General features: G+C 72.4%; 14 protein-coding genes. 3 read left to right on the top strand and 11 right to left on the bottom strand.

Going from position 1 to position 14,178, the window contains the following annotated elements; genetic code table 11:
- Positions 1–166: 166 nt before the first annotated feature.
- Complete coding sequence (locus AB0D46_RS28190) at positions 167–2,305, bottom strand: BTAD domain-containing putative transcriptional regulator (RefSeq protein WP_362881498.1); 2,139 nt, start codon at positions 2,303–2,305, stop codon at positions 167–169.
- 512 nt (positions 2,306–2,817) lie between these two features.
- Between AB0D46_RS28190 and AB0D46_RS28185 the strand changes: the two genes are divergently transcribed.
- Positions 2,818–3,177, top strand: coding sequence for a hypothetical protein (locus AB0D46_RS28185; protein ID WP_362881534.1), 360 nt, complete (start codon positions 2,818–2,820; stop codon positions 3,175–3,177).
- A gap of 273 nt (positions 3,178–3,450) precedes the next feature.
- Here AB0D46_RS28185 and AB0D46_RS28180 read toward each other — a convergent pair whose 3' ends face one another.
- The 10 genes from AB0D46_RS28180 to ectA form a co-directional block, all read right to left on the bottom strand.
- The gene (locus AB0D46_RS28180; protein WP_362881497.1) at positions 3,451–3,900 is read right to left on the bottom strand and encodes an SRPBCC family protein; all 450 of its coding nucleotides are present in this window, start codon (positions 3,898–3,900) and stop codon (positions 3,451–3,453) included.
- A gap of 148 nt (positions 3,901–4,048) precedes the next feature.
- The gene (locus AB0D46_RS28175) at positions 4,049–4,846 is read right to left on the bottom strand and encodes an anti-sigma factor (protein WP_362881495.1); all 798 of its coding nucleotides are present in this window, start codon (positions 4,844–4,846) and stop codon (positions 4,049–4,051) included.
- Entirely contained in the window at positions 4,843–5,442 is a 600-nt protein-coding gene (gene sigK, locus AB0D46_RS28170) for an ECF RNA polymerase sigma factor SigK (RefSeq protein WP_362881494.1), read from the bottom strand. Before sigK ends, AB0D46_RS28175 begins: the two co-directional genes overlap by 4 nt.
- 152 nt (positions 5,443–5,594) lie before the next feature.
- Positions 5,595–6,035, bottom strand: coding sequence for a hypothetical protein (locus AB0D46_RS28165; protein WP_362881492.1), 441 nt, complete (start codon positions 6,033–6,035; stop codon positions 5,595–5,597).
- A 168-nt stretch (positions 6,036–6,203) separates the two neighbouring features.
- Entirely contained in the window at positions 6,204–7,691 is a 1,488-nt protein-coding gene (locus AB0D46_RS28160) for a SulP family inorganic anion transporter (protein WP_362881532.1), read from the bottom strand.
- Positions 7,692–7,939: 248 nt separating this feature from the next.
- Positions 7,940–8,839 (bottom strand): NAD-dependent protein deacetylase, encoded by a 900-nt coding sequence (locus tag AB0D46_RS28155; protein ID WP_362881490.1) that lies wholly within the window; start codon positions 8,837–8,839, stop codon positions 7,940–7,942.
- Between the two features lie 135 nt (positions 8,840–8,974).
- Positions 8,975–9,877, bottom strand: coding sequence for an ectoine hydroxylase (thpD, locus tag AB0D46_RS28150; RefSeq protein WP_362881488.1), 903 nt, complete (start codon positions 9,875–9,877; stop codon positions 8,975–8,977).
- Positions 9,878–9,939: 62 nt separating this feature from the next.
- Positions 9,940–10,344, bottom strand: a complete 405-nt coding sequence (locus AB0D46_RS28145; protein WP_362881487.1) for an ectoine synthase — start codon at positions 10,342–10,344, stop codon at positions 9,940–9,942.
- A 72-nt stretch (positions 10,345–10,416) separates the two neighbouring features.
- Positions 10,417–11,685, bottom strand: a complete 1,269-nt coding sequence (ectB, locus tag AB0D46_RS28140; protein ID WP_362881485.1) for a diaminobutyrate--2-oxoglutarate transaminase — start codon at positions 11,683–11,685, stop codon at positions 10,417–10,419.
- A gap of 57 nt (positions 11,686–11,742) precedes the next feature.
- Complete coding sequence (gene ectA / locus AB0D46_RS28135; protein WP_362881483.1) at positions 11,743–12,312, bottom strand: diaminobutyrate acetyltransferase; 570 nt, start codon at positions 12,310–12,312, stop codon at positions 11,743–11,745.
- A gap of 367 nt (positions 12,313–12,679) precedes the next feature.
- Between ectA and AB0D46_RS28130 the strand changes: the two genes are divergently transcribed.
- A complete protein-coding gene (locus AB0D46_RS28130) occupies positions 12,680–13,297 on the top strand; it encodes a MarR family winged helix-turn-helix transcriptional regulator (RefSeq protein WP_362881481.1) in 618 nt (205 codons plus the stop codon).
- A 347-nt stretch (positions 13,298–13,644) separates the two neighbouring features.
- Positions 13,645–14,154 carry a 2'-5' RNA ligase family protein gene (locus AB0D46_RS28125; RefSeq protein WP_362881479.1) on the top strand — a complete coding sequence of 170 codons (510 nt, stop codon included), beginning with the start codon at positions 13,645–13,647 and terminating at the stop codon, positions 14,152–14,154.
- Positions 14,155–14,178 lie beyond the last annotated feature (24 nt).

Raw genomic sequence — 14,178 nt, 5'->3', positions numbered from 1 at the left:
CCGCGCTCGGGATCGGGAGCACGGTTGCCTTCGCGGCGCGGGCCGCGGCGGCGTACGGGTGACCACGAAGGACACGGGCCCGGCGGACGCGGCGTTCAACGGCACGCGGGGGTGCGGTGGGCGCGTACGGGGCGCCCGGGCGGGCGGGAGGGGCCACCCGCCCGGGTCAGGAGGCCAAACCCTCCCGCAGGCCGCGCGGGGGCCGCGACGACCGGCTGCCGAGGCGGGTGTCGGCCCCGTCGGGGGCGAAGAGCATCGCCACGGGCCGGTCCCCGTCGGCGCGGGGCGCCAGTTCGTCCCGGTGGACGGACACGGCGAACTCCCGCAGCAGGCCGTGCACGTGGTAGCGGCCGGGCAGCGCGGACTCCAGCCAGCTGCGGTCCACCAACTCCTCGCACAGGGCGCGGGCCTCGGCCGGCGGAACCCCCAGGGCCGGCGCCACCGCGCCCGGCCCGAACCGCCCGTCCGGCTCCCGCAGCAGCGCCACCCGGGCGAACACCGACCGCAGGGGAGCGGGCAGGCACCCGTACTCCCGCCGGAACGCCTCCCGCACGGAGAGGTCGGCGATCCCGAGCACGGCCAACCGGTGACGGCCGCGCAGCGCGCCCACCACCGAGTCGACGGCCCAGGCCGGTCGGGTGGCGAGCCGCATCGCCACGATCCGCAGCGCCAACGGCAACCCCCCGCAGAGTTCGACCAGTTCGGAGCAGGCTTGGGGTTCCGCCGCCACGCGGGCCGCGCCGATCGCCGCCTCCAACCAGGTCAACGCCTCGGTACGGGAGAGCACGTCCAGATGGGTGTGACGGGCCCCGGCCAGCCCGGAGGGCCGGGTGGTGCTGGTGATGAGCGCGGAGCAGCCCGGACCGCCGGGGACCAGGTCGTCGACCGCCGCCGGGTCCTCGACGTTGTCGAGGACCACCAGGACGCGGCGCTCGGCGAGGTCCGACCGGTAGAGCGCCACCCGGTCGGTCTGCCGCTCGGGCACCGCCCGGCCGGCGCCCCCGAGCGCGCGGAGGAAGGACTCCAGGACCGTCGCCGGCGCCACCGCAGTGCCGTCCGGGGCGCGCAGGTCGGCGTGGAGCTGGCCGTCGGGGAAGTGGCCGCGCACCCGGTGGGCGGCGTGCACGGCGAGCGCGCTCTTGCCCATGCCGGTGGAGCCGGACACCACGACGACCGGAGCCGGCCGGGCCGCGCCCGGCTCCGCTGGGTCGCTCCGCGCACCGGTCAGCTCGCCGATCACCCGCGCGAGCGTCTCCTCGCGGCCCGTGAAGTCGGCAAGGGCGCGCGGCAGTTGGGCCGGCCGTCGGAAATCTTCCGGCGCCGATCGCCGTCCGGAGCGCGGGGTGTCCGCCGGTCCGGTCCCGATGGCGGCCCCCTCGCACGGCCCCTCGCACCCCGAGGCCCTCGCAGCCGGGCCCTTCCCGCTGGTGCCCGCGTCCGATCGGCCCGCACTGCCCGTACCGCCCGTGTCACCCGGTCCGCCGGTACCGTCCGAGCCGGCAGTACCGCCCACGCCGCCCGCACCACGCGCCCCGCCCGCGCCGAGCGCGATGCCCTCGGCCATCGCGGCCATCTCGCGCCCCGGGTCGATCCCGAACTCCGCCGCCAGCAGCCGACGCGTCCGGTCGTGGACGGCCAGTGCCTCCCCGTCCTGGCCGCTCAGCAGGTACGCCCGCATCAGCAGGGCGCCCAGTCGCTCCCGCAGGGGATGTTGCTCCGTCAACGCGCGTAGCTCGGCCAACGCCCTTATGTGGTGCCCCAGTTCCACGTCCAGGGTGAGCCGTGTCTCCAGGGCGGCGAGCCGCAGACCGGCCAACCTGCTCCGCTCGGCCTCGACACCCGGACCTCCCAACCCGGCCAGGGGTTCCTCCCCCCACAGGGTGAGGGCGCCGTGCAACAGGACGCGTGCCTCCTCGGGCCTGCGCGCCGCACGGGCGAGTTCGGCGGCGGTCACGTCCCGCTGGAACAGCCCGAGGTCCACCGCCTCCGGGGCCACCCGCAGGGCGTACGCGCCGTGTTCGGAGACCAGCACCCGCCGCCCCTCGCCCGTCGGGTCCGGCGTCTCGATCTCCTTGCGCAGCCGAGAGACGTACGTGCGCAGCGACCCCACGGCACGGGCCGGCGGCAGGTCGCCCCAGATGTCGGTCACCAAGGTGTCGACGGGCGCGGGTCGACCCTGCCGCAACAACAGCAGGGCCAGCAGGGTCCGCTGCTGGCGCGAACCCAACTCCAGTTCCCGCGGGCCGCGCCAGGCCCGCAGGCGGCCCAGCAGCGTGAACCGCAGGGATATCGCGTCGGTGTTCATGTCGTGCCCCATGCCCTCGTACTGGTCCGGCCCGGCCCCGGCGGGCCTGCTCCTGTGCCCTGCCGGGAAGGAGTGCGAAGTGCCGCGGGAGGTCAACCCCGCGCACACCCGGTCGGCTGCGCCGCATGCGGCCAGGACATCCGTCCCGGCTGCGGGAAACCCCCCTGAACAGGAGTTTCTCCCATGTCCCGATGCGGACGGCCTAGTTCGGCCACCGGCGCACCGCCCGGCGGCGCAGGCGCTCGGGCAGCGCGGTTCCCCGCCCCGCGGGCGCCCGGGCGGGGTTGCCGTACCCCGCCGGGCCGGCGTGGCGTTCCGTGACCGTAGCCCCGGCGGCCGTACTGGACCCGGGGGCGCGCCGCCGGGACGCGGAGGTCGGCCGGATTCTTGCCTCCGGCCGTCCAGTTACCCACAGTAAGGAACGCGGGACGCGTTCCGGCCGTCCGTTCGGTCCCACGACCGGTGCTCGGTACAGGCCCTCAGGACCGTCCCCGTGTCACGATGGACGGGTGATCGAACCGCGTACGTTGACGAAGTCGTGCCGCCGGGGTGACGGCTCCTTCCTCTCCCTCTGGTCCAAGGACTCGGTGCTCTCGATCGGCTCGGTGGGCTCCGTCCTGTCGATCGGTTCCGTGGGCTCGGTGCTGTCCGTCGGCTCGGTGGGCTCCGCCCTGTCCGCCGCCTCCATCGGGTCCTCGCTCTCCCTGCTCTCCACCGCTTCCTGGCTCAGTACGGGCTCGCTGCTGTCCGCGCGGTCCCGCTGGTCCGTCCTGTCCTGGCGCTCCCGTGACGGGTTCCTGGAGGCGGGCGTCCTCACCGTGACGGCCGTCGCCGCGCTCGCCGTGCACGCGGGCCGCCGGCGCGGCGCGTAGCGGAGCCGGCGCGCGCAGGGGGTGACCGTCGGGCTGCGGCCCGACGGCGGACGCCGCGCACGAGGTGGTCCGTCGCAACGGCGTGGGAAATCCACGGGGAACAACAAGCAAGAACAAGAACAAGAACAACAAGAACAGGACCGGCCCGGTGCGACCGAAGTCGCCCGGGCCGGGTCCTGGTGCGGGGCTCGCCACGACGTGGCGGGGGGCTCAGCGTGCGCCGGCGAGGGGTGTGCGGCGCCCGTGGTGTCCGGCTGTCCGCTGTCCGGCTGCTCAGATCCGGCCGCGCCAGGCTCCGGTCGCCTCACCGCGGTTCTCGATGAAGTGCTTGAACCGCTGCAGATCGCTCTTGACCTGACGGTCGACGAACCCGAGCTTGTCGCCGAGGTTCTCCGCCATCCCCTCGGGGTCGAAGTCCATGCGCAGCGTGACCTCGGTGTGCGAGGGGTCGAGCGGGCGGAAGGTCACCAGTCCGGCCTGCTCCGTGTCGCCGCCGACGGAGACCCAGGCGACCTTCGTGTCGGGGATCTGCTCCGTGATCTCCGCGTCGAACTCCCGCTCCACGCCGGAGATCCGCGTCTTCCAGTGGGTCAGGGTCTCGCTCCGCTGCTCGATCGTCACCACACCGTCCATGAACTGCGGGAACGATTCGAACTGCGTCCACTGGTCGTACGCGGTACCGACCGGGACGTCGACGGCGATGGATTCCTTGACCTGCGACATGGTGGACCCTCCTGGTCACGGCTGTGGGGTAAGGGCGCGGGCAGCACCGCTGCTGCCCGCTTTCGGCGCGCCTGCCCAGAACCGGCGGCCGGCACTCCCCGAACCCGCGGACTTCAGGCCGGCCGCCCGGCCCGCCGCGTGCGGCAGGTCAGGCGGGAATGTCCACGACTCCGACCGGCGCGGTGGTGGGCCCGGTGGACCCCGCTGCCGATTCGACGGTCACGCCGACGGCCGTCGCCCGGTCGACCGGCCCGTCCAGGAGTTGGATGTGCCAGCTTCCGCCACCGGCCAGGGTGCCCGCCGAACGGGTGGTGCCGTCGTCGTCGTACCAGAGCGCGTACACCTGGTCGGCGGGCAGTTTCGGCAGGCCCGTCGCGATGAAGGCGGCCCGGCTCTCGCTGCGGGAGACGATGACGCAACCGGTGGCCCCGTCCTCGAAGCGCGCGGCGTTGACCTGGGCGTCCGGAGCCGCCAGTACCTCCGCCAGTTCCCGGGCGGGGCCTGCGGGCCTGGACGCGGACAAGCCGGTGCGGGCCTGCTCGGCCTCCTGGTGTTGCCACAGGGCGACGCCGCCGAAGGCCGCCGCCGCGACGGCGCAGCAGGCCAGGGCCCAGCGCAGGCGCCGCACCCGGCCGGGGACCCGGGCCACCGGCGCACCGGCCCGGCCGACGGGTGCACCCGGAGCGTGGGACGGCGGCGTGGGGGAGTCGGCGCCCTCCTGAGGAGTCCGGGCGATCCCCTCCAGCACGAGGGCCCGTGACTCCGCGGGCGGCGCCACCGGCGGGGTGGCGCACAGGTCCGCGACGACGGGAGCCAACGCGGCGGCCTCGCGGCGGCAGGACACGCAGCCCGCGAGGTGCCGGGCGAAGGCGGCTTCCTCGTCGGCCGGCATCGCGTGGAGCAGGTACGCCCCGAGGGACGCGTGGGGGTCGGGCGCGATGCTCATCGGGACGCCTCCAGACAGCCGCGCAACCGGTGCAGGCCGTCGCGCAGCCGGGATTTGACCGTCCCCTCGGGCGCCTCCAGGGAGCGGGCCACCTCCCGGTAGGTCATCCCCTCGTAGAAGGCCATCCGTACGGCCTCCTGCTGGGGCCCGCTGAGCGCGTCCAGGCAGCGCCGGACCCGGGCGTACTCGTCCCGTCCCTCGACCTCGTCCGCGACCTCGTCGAAGGGAGGCAGCAGGTTCAGGAGGGCCGCCTTCTCCTCCCGCACCACGCGCGCCTCCGCCGAACGCACGCGGTCCACGGCCCGCCGGTGGGCCAGTACCAGCACCCAGGCCTTCGCCGTCCCGATCTCCGGGCGGAACCGGGCCGCGGTCCTCCACACCTCGACCATCACCTCCTGGGTGACCTCCGCGGCCTGGTCCTCGTCCCGCAGGACCCGGCACACCACGCCCGTCACGGAGGCGACCAGCGCGTCGTAGAAGGGGGCGAAGGCTTCCGCGTCGCCCTGGGCGACCCGGAGCAGCAAGGCGTCCGGCCCGTCGTCGGGGTCGGCGCTCACGCCGTCCGCGCTCACCGCCCTGTTCGTGCTGTCCGCCATCTGAGGTCCCGTGCTCCTCGGGTGCGTGCGTCGGTTTCCGATCCCATCACCGTTGTGGACCGGGCGCATCCGGAGCGGACGGGTACCACGGCGACGAGGGCCCGCGGTGCGGGCCCTCGTCGAACCGTGTGTGCTGCGGGTGGGAGCAGCCGCTACCAGCGGTGCTTGTACGAGCAGTCCCAGTGGCCCTTGACCCACTGCTTGTCCCACTGGCCGGGCACGTACACCCACTTCCAGTGACCCTTGTTGCCCCACTGGGAGTCGCCGTGGCCGCGACCGCGGTCACGGTCACGGTCACGGTCCCCGCTTCCGTCCCCGTTCCCGTATCCGCTCCAGTTCCCGTTGCCGTGGTTGTCCCAGTGGTTCTTGACCCAGCGCTTCTCCCAGTGGCCCTTGACCCACCGCTTGTCCCAATGGCCCTTCTTCCAGACGCACCGCTCGCCGCGGTCGCCCGTGACGGACGCGGACGCGGTCTGCGTCGCGGCGGGCGCCGCCATGGCGGGGGCCGCGGCGCCGAGTGCCGCGCCGCCCACCAGGATGCCGGTCGAGGCGACGGCCACCGCCATGTGTCTGACACGGATGGGAACGGACATGGATCCCACCTCCTCGCCCTCACCGTGGTGAGAGCAGTGGTTGATGTGACACAAGTAGTTCGAAGCCGCCGGGGGGCGTGGATGGGATGGATCGATCCGTTTTTATGCGGTTCGTCCGTGAGTGCGGTGGGCGGACCGCGGGAGGGCGCCGGGGCCCGGATCCCGGTGTCAGGGGCGGGTGAGCTGCCCGGAGAGCCTGCTGTGGAGGTCGGCACTGGGGACGTTCAAGCCGGTGATCTCGACGGTTTTGCCGCGCTGCGCGTACTTCGTCCCGATCGCGTCGAGCGTGGCGACGGACGAGGCGTCCCAGATGTGGGCGGCGCTCAGGTCGATGACCACCCTGCTCGCGTCGGTGGCGTAGTCGAAGCGGCCGACGAGGTCGTTGGAGGAGGCGAAGAACAACGCGCCGGTCACCCGGTAGACGAGGGTGTCGTCGTCGGGGCCGGCGACGGCGGTGACGTCGGCGAGGTGGGCGACGCGCTTGGCGAAGACGACCATGGCGGTCACGGACCCGAGCACCACACCCACGGCCAGGTTGTGGGTGGCCACCACGGCCGCGACGGTGATGACCATGACCGCGATCTCGCCCGCGGGCATCCGGGCCAGGGTCTTCGGGGCGATGGAGTGCCAGTCGAAGGTCGCGAACGAGACCATGATCATGACGGCGACCAGGGCGGCCATCGGAATCTCGGAGACGACCGGGCCGAACACGATGCACAACACCATGAGGAACGCGCCCGCGAGGAAGGTCGACAACCGGGTGCGGGCGCCGGAGACCTTCACGTTGATCATCGTCTGACCGATCATGGCGCAACCGCCCATGCCGCCGAAGAAGCCGGTGACGATGTTGGCGATGCCCTGGCCGATGGACTCCCGGGTCTTGCCGGAGTGCGTGTCGGTGATGTCGTCGACGAGCTTCGCCGTCATCAGCGACTCCATCAGCCCGACGAGCGCCATGGCGAAGGCGTACGGGGCGATGGTGGTCAGGGTGTCCAGCGAGAACGGTACGTCGGGGAGGCCGGGCACCGGGAGCGAGGTGGGCAGGGCGCCCTTGTCCCCGACGGTGGGCACCGCGATGGCCGCGCCGACCGTGAGGGCGGTGAGGACGGCGATGGACACCAGCGGCGCCGGCACGGCGGTGGTGATCCGCGGGAGGAACACCAACAGCGCCAAGCCGCCCGCGAGGAGCGGATACACCGGCCAGGGCACGTCGCGCAGTTCGGGGATCTGCGTCATGAAGATCAGGATGGCCAGGGAGTTGACGAACCCGACCATCACCGAACGGGGGATGAACCGCATCAACTTCGCCACGCCCAGCGCCCCGAGGGCGACCTGGAGGACGCCGGCGAGGATGACCGCGGCGATCAGGTGACCGAGACCGTGTTCCCGGTTCAGCGGCGCGATCACCAGGGCGACGGCCCCGGTCGCGGCGGAGATCATCGCCCGCCGTCCGCCGACGACGGAGATCACCACGGCCATCGTGAACGAGCTGAACAGCCCGATCGCGGGGTCGACCCCGGCAATGATCGAGAAGGAGATCGCCTCGGGTATCAGCGCGAGCGCGACGACCAGGCCGGCCAGCACCTCGGTGCGCCACACCCGTGGGTCGGACAGCCAGTCGGGCCTCAGCCCGCGCAGGCGCGCGGCGGGGGACACGACCGCATCAGCGAAAGACAAGGAAGGGGACCTGTCGTGCTCGGGCACACCCCGTCGACAGGCCGGGTAGTGCGGGTGGAAGCGGAGGGTCGGATCGGCCCCCTGAGTCGGTGGGCGTGGGGCGACGAGCCGCTCACGCCGACCATGAACCGTACCTCGGCGGGCACGGGGGGCGTGGTGGCGCCGGCCCCCGTTCGCGGGCCGGCCTTGATCGGACCGTTGCCGACGGGGTCGGGGCCGAGCCGTGGTCAGGGCGCGGACGGGCCGTCGAGAGGGAGGTCGAGGCGTTCGGCCAGCGTGGTCAGGGCCGCCCCCAGGGGAAGCTCGACCCGGGCGGCGGCGTACCGGTCCCCCCGGGTCGGATCCCGGTTGACGATCACCACCGGCTTACCCGCCCCAGCCGCCTGCCGGACGAACCGCAGCCCGGACATCACCGTCAGCGAGGATCCCAGTACCACCAGCGAGGACGCCCCGTCTACCAGGGCCCGGCATCGCTCGACCCGCTCCGGGGGGACGGCCTCGCCGAAGAACACGACGTCCGGCTTGAGGACGCCGCCGCACCGCGCGCAGGGCACCACGCGGAAGTCCCCGACCTGCTCCTCGGTGAGGTCGGCGTCACCGTCCGGGTTCATCGCGGCGGCCACGGGCTCGTAGCCCGCGTTGACCTCCTCCAGCCGTCGGGCGAGGTCGCCGCGCGAGCTGAGTTCGCCGCAGGACAGGCAGATGACCCGGCCGAGGCTCCCGTGCAGTTCCACCACGTCCCGGCTCCCGCCGGCCTGGTGCAGACCGTCCACGTTCTGCGTGATCACACCCGAGAGCAGCCCGTGCCGCCCGAACGCGGCGACGCCGCGGTGACCCGCGTTGGGCCGGGCGCGGCCGAAGGTGCGCCAGCCGAGGTGACCGCGCGCCCAGTACCGGCGCCGGGCCCGGGCGCTCGCGGTGAACTCCTGGTACGTCATCGGGGTGTGCCGGCGCAGGCTCCCGCCCTCGCCCCGGTAGTCGGGGATGCCCGACTCCGTGGAGATGCCCGCCCCGGTAAGCACCAGCACCCCGCCGGCGCGCAGCAGGTCGGAGACCGGCTCCAGATCCGTGGTGCCTGGCTCCGGGTCCTCGGTGGGGGTCCAGCTCAGGGTGGGGCGCATGCGCATGCCGCCAGGGTACGGAACGGGCCGGACCCGTGCACGGGCCTGGGGGGACCGGGCCCCGCGCCCGGACCGGAGCCCGGGCACGACGGGTGCGGCGTGCCCGCCCGGCGGTTCAGGCCGACGGGTTGGGCCGGCGGCTCAGGCCGGCGGGGTGAAGTCCCGCGAGGCGGTGAAGGACGGCCGCCGGATCGGCGCCGCGAACGGCTCCATCGGCAGGTTCTCCACGCTGTTGAACACCAGGAAGACGTTGCTGCGCGGGTAGGGGGTGATGTTGTCCCCGGAACCGTGCATCGCGTTGCAGTCGAACCAGGTCGCCGTCCCGGCCGCCCCGGTGAACTGCTGGATGCCGCAGGCGGACGCGAACCGCGTCAGGGCCTCGGGGGAGGGCGTTCCGGCGTCCTGCATCTGCAGGGACTTCTTGTAGTTGTCCTTCGGCGTCGCACCCGCGCAGCCGAGGAACGTCCGGTGCGACCCCGGCATGATCATCAAACTGCCGTTGGTCGGGTGGTTCGGCGTCAGGGCGATGGACACCGAGACCGTACGCATCCGGGGCAGGCCGTCCTCCGCGTGCCAGGTCTCGAAGTCGGAGTGCCAGTAGAAGCCGCTCGCGCCGAAACCGGGCTTGGCGTTGATGCGGGACTGGTGGACGTACACGTCGGAACCGAGGATCTGCCGCGCCCGGTCCACCAGCCGGGGATCGGCGGCCAGGCGTGCGAACACCTCGCTGACGCGGTGGACCTCGAATACCGAGCGGACCTCGCCCGAACCGGGCTCCACGATGGACCGTTCGTCGGAGCGCACGTCGGGGTCCGACACCAGTCGGTCCATCTCGGCGCGGTACTCCTCGACCTCCTGCGGGCTGATCAACCGCTCCGCGGTGACGAATCCGTCGCGTTCGAAACCTTCCAACTCGCGGGCCCAGAAGGGCCCGGGAGTGCCGGGTTCGGACCATACGACGGGGTCCTTGCGTCCGATGAGGACTTCTTCGGAGCCCCGGGTGGGGTACAGGTCGGCGAGGGTGCGTTCGGTTGCGGTGAGCATGGCGTTGCTTGCCTCTCCTCTCGGTTTCGGTGGGTGCGGACCGGGTCGGACCGGGGGAAACGTCAGACCGGATCCGGTTCGTTGAGCAGCGGGTACACGCCGTTCTCGTCGTGGTCCTCACGTCCGGTCACCGGCGGGTTGAAGACGCACAGGCAGCGGAACTCGCTGATGACGCGCAGGGTGTGCCGCTCGTGCTCGTCGAGGACGTACACGGTGCCCGGCGTGATGCGGTGCTTCTCGCCGGTCTCCTCGTCGGTGAGCTCGGCCTCGCCGTCGACGCACACCACCGCCTCGATGTGGTTCGCGTACCACATGGACGTCTCGGTGCCGGTGTACAGGACGGTTTCGTGGAGCGAGAAACCGACGCGTTCCTTCGCCAGGATGAGGCGCTTGCTCTCCCAGGTACCGGACGCGGCCTTGACGTGCCGGTCGGTGCCCTCGATGTCACGGAAGGATCGGACGATCACGGTGGGGCTGCCTTTCGTGGTGTCGGGTGCGGTGGGCTGGGGTGGGGTGGGGTGCGGTCTGGTGTGGTGCGGTCAGGCCGTCTCGCGGACGGACCGCGCGAGGATGTCGAGGCCCTCGTCGAGCTCGTCCGCCGACACGGTGAGCGCGGGCAGCAGCTTGACCACCTCGCTCTCCGGGCCGGAGGTCTCGATGAGCAGGCCGTTCTCGAAGGCCCTGCGGCACACCTCCCCGGCGCGCTCCTTGCGGGTGAACTCCAGGCCCCACACCATGCCGCGACCGCGGTACGAAGCACCGTCCCGCTCGTGTTCCGCGCACAGGTCCGTCAGGGCCCGCTCGATGCGGTCGCCCTGTACCCGGGTGCGCTCGCGCAGCACGCCGTCGCGCCAGTAGGTCTCCAAGGCGGCGGTCGCCGTGACGAAGGCCGGGTTGTTCCCGCGGAACGTCCCGTTGTGCTCGCCCGGCTCCCAGATGTCGAGCTCGGGCTTGAACAGGCACAGCGCCATGGGCAGCCCGTAGCCGCTGATGGACTTGGAGACGGTGACGATGTCGGGCGTGATGCCCGCCTCCTCGAAGGAGAAGAACTCACCGGTGCGGCCGCAACCCATCTGCACGTCGTCGACGATCAGCAGCATGTCCCGTCGCCGGCACAGGTCGGCCAGGGCGCGCAGCCACTCGGCGCGCGCCACGTTGACGCCGCCCTCGCCCTGCACGGTCTCGACGATCACGGCGGCCGGGTTGTTGAGACCGGAACCCTGGTCCTCCAACAACCGCTCGAACCAGAGGAAGTCCGGCGTCCGGCCCCCGAGGTAGTTGTCGAAGGGCATCGGCGTGCTGTGGACCAGCGGAACACCCGCGCCGGCGCGTTTGAAGGCGTTGCCCGTCACGGCGAGCGAGCCCAGGGACATGCCGTGGAAGGCGTTGGTGAACGAGACGACCGCCTCACGCCCCTTGGCCTTGCGCGCCAACTTCAGCGCCGCCTCGACCGCGTTGGTCCCGGTGGGTCCCGGGAACATCACCTTGTAGGGCAGAGCGCGGGGGGCGAGGACGGTGGACTGGAAGGTTTCCAGGAAGGTCCGTTTGGCGGTCGTCGACATGTCCAGGGCGTGCGTGATGCCATCGCGCTCGATGTAGTCGAGCAGCGCCCGCTTCAACACGGGGTTGTTGTGTCCGTAGTTGAGCGAGCCGGCGCCGGCGAAGAAGTCCAGGTAGCTGCGGCCGCTCTCGTCGTGGAGGCGGCTGCCCTGCGCCCGGTCGAAGACGACGGGCCAGGCGCGGCAGTAGCTGCGCACCTCCGATTCGACGGTTTCGAAGACGGTGGGGACCGGTGCTGTCGTGGTCAAGCGGCACTCTCCTGTGGTGTGGGATGTGTGTGATGACGGCTGGACGAGCGGGCCGAGCTACGTGGTCAGTGGCTCGCCGGGGGTACCGATGCGGTGGAGCACCTCCGCGTCGTGGTGCCCGGCGCCACCGGGGAAGTGCTCCTCGGCGAAGAGGACCTTCCGGGTGACGCGCGCACCGTGACGTTCGGCGTAGGACGCGAACAGCCGCTCCGACGCGGTGTTTCCCGGGCTGATGGTGGTCTCCAGAACATCGAGCGCGTGCTCGGCGGCGACGCGCGCGGTGAGGTGGTCGAGCAGGTACCCGGCGACGCCCTTCCCGCGGGCCGCGGCGTCCACGCCGACCTGCCAGATCAGCAGGGTGGCCGGCGCGTCGGGGCGCAGGTACCCGGTGACGAAGCCGGCCGGCCGGCCGTCGGGGTCGCGTGCGACGGCCGAGGTGGCGGCGAAGTCGCGGCACCACAGCAGGTAGCTGTAGGGCGAGTTGACGTCCAACGTCCGCGTCTCGCGGGCGATGCGCCAGAGGTCGGGGCCGTCGGAGACGTCGGGCCGGTCGGCCCGGATCCCGGGTGGGGGAGTGGGGACGGAGGGTCGAGGACGGGTGGCCGGATCTGGATGGGCGGCGGTCATGCGGGCCGAAGCTACCGACCATCTCCCCAAAAAACATGCCCGTACGGGGTTCCGTACGCCGTACGTCCGTGATATCCGGTGCCGTCCACGATGCGGACAAGCCCCTCAGGAGCTTGCCTGGAATGCCTATTCATCGGCATAAACCACCCCAAAATTTCCAAAGATCACGAGATCGTAACGTCTTTGCCCTGTGCCACATTTGCCGTGTGAAAGCCACGACATTGGGCCGTCCCCCCGTTTCGACTCGAGGGAACGGGACATGTGAAACCGCCCCCTCGGTCCGACCGTCGTCCCGCGCCCACATCTGAGTCCCCTCCGGGGCACCGGACCACTGGGTATCCCGAACTGTCAGGCGGTACAAAGAGGTATGACCGAGGAAACGCGCCCCGCGGATCCCCCACGCGCCGCGAACGACGCCGCAGACGCCCACACCGTCCAGGCCATCCGTGCCGTCCTCGGCGCCGACGAGGTCGCCGAGGTCGACGACGTCAACGACGTCAACGACGTGACGCACGCGGTCCTGGCCGCCTCCGACCTGCTGGCCTCGATCTCCGCCCGAGCCCTGGCGGCAGCCGGAGACGGAGTCACGCCCGCGCAGTTCCGGATGCTCGACGTCCTGGTGGCACGCCGGCACGTGAAACTGGTTTCCCTCGCGGGTCTGATGGAGGTCAACCCGTCCACCGCCATGCGCATGGTCGACCGACTGATCGCCGCGGGCCTGGCGGACCGCAGGCCCAACCGGGAGAACCGGAGGGAGACGGTGCTCACCGCCACGGACTCCGGCTCCCGCCTGGTGAAAGCCGTCACGGCCCGCCGGCGGGCGGAGACCTCGGCGGTCCTCGCGCGACTCGGCCCCGTCGAACGCACCGCCTTGGTGGGCACCCTCGCCGCCTTCGCCGCCGCGGCCGGCCTCCCCACCGCGCCCGCTCCCCACGCCCTCCCGCCCCTCGCCGTCGGACGGCCGGAAGACGCCTTCCCGGGCTGAGCGGGCAGGGCGACCCGACGGGGTCGCCGAAACCGTCGATGGCCTTGCGGGCCCGCCGCAGCAAGGGGCCCGTCGCCCGTGCGCGCCTGCGCCCAAGGCCGCTCACCGACCTCAGCGCTCCGCGGACACGCCACGCCCTGGGCGGTGGCCCGCTGGACCCGGTAGTTCCAGCGGGAGAGCGATCGGACCATGGTCGCGGCGCCGAGGCTCCATATCCTGTGGCGCCTCGGAAGTGGTCCGGGCAGGGCGGCGGTATGAGAGACCGTTCCGGACCTGTTCCCCGTGGTCCGGCCGCCCTGGTCCGTTCACGGTGTCAGGACCTGGAGGGCGCGTGGAAGGATGGGTTCGTGCCGCCCATCGGAACGACCGCCGTGGTGATCGAACTGCCGCCCGCAGAGGTGTTGTTGCGGGCGGCCGCCAGTGTGAGGGCGAGCCTCGTGCGGACGGGGCTGCCCGCCCACGTGACGGTGATGTACCCGTTCGTGCCCGTCGCGGACCTCGGCGACGACACGGAGCGTGAGTTCCACCGGCTCGCCGGGTCGATCCCGGCGGCGGACCTGCTGTTGCGCCGGTTGGTGACCGCGCCCGGGTTCGTCGCGGTCGGGGCTGGCGAACTCGACCCGGCCATCGCGGCGTTCCGCGATGTTTGGCCGGACCTGCGCCCGTACGGCGGTCGCTTCGGCGAGTCGCCCAGCGCCCACGTCACCGTCGCGCTGGGCTGCGACGGGACGGAGGCCCGTCGCGTGGGCGAGCGGGTACGGGAACTCCTGCCGCTCCCGGCCCGCGCGGAAGCGGCCCATCTGGTGGCCCTGACGGACCGGGGATGGCAGCGGAGAACGTCGGCGCGGTTCGCCTGACCTCTCGCCGGGCCGGCGCGCGGT

It is taken from the genome of Streptomyces sp. NPDC048383 (assembly GCF_040651775.1).
GTDB lineage: Bacteria > Actinomycetota > Actinomycetes > Streptomycetales > Streptomycetaceae > Streptomyces.
Note: the sequence above shows the minus strand (reverse complement) of the source record. Positions and strands in the feature narration are given on the sequence as shown.

Bases quoted from the DNA above. Each gene is read 5' to 3' on its own strand.
- AB0D46_RS28190 (WP_362881498.1), bottom strand. From the start codon at position 2,305: ATGAACACCGACGCGATATCCCTGCGGTTCACGCTGCTGGGCCGCCTG.
- AB0D46_RS28180 (WP_362881497.1), bottom strand. From the start codon at position 3,900: ATGTCGCAGGTCAAGGAATCCATCGCCGTCGACGTCCCGGTCGGTACC.
- AB0D46_RS28175 (WP_362881495.1), bottom strand. From the start codon at position 4,846: ATGAGCATCGCGCCCGACCCCCACGCGTCCCTCGGGGCGTACCTGCTC.
- sigK (WP_362881494.1), bottom strand. From the start codon at position 5,442: ATGGCGGACAGCACGAACAGGGCGGTGAGCGCGGACGGCGTGAGCGCC.
- AB0D46_RS28165 (WP_362881492.1), bottom strand. From the start codon at position 6,035: ATGTCCGTTCCCATCCGTGTCAGACACATGGCGGTGGCCGTCGCCTCG.
- AB0D46_RS28155 (WP_362881490.1), bottom strand. From the start codon at position 8,839: ATGCGCATGCGCCCCACCCTGAGCTGGACCCCCACCGAGGACCCGGAG.
- thpD (WP_362881488.1), bottom strand. From the start codon at position 9,877: ATGCTCACCGCAACCGAACGCACCCTCGCCGACCTGTACCCCACCCGG.
- ectA (WP_362881483.1), bottom strand. From the start codon at position 12,312: ATGACCGCCGCCCATCCAGATCCGGCCACCCGTCCTCGACCCTCCGTC.
- AB0D46_RS28130 (WP_362881481.1), top strand. From the start codon at position 12,680: ATGACCGAGGAAACGCGCCCCGCGGATCCCCCACGCGCCGCGAACGAC.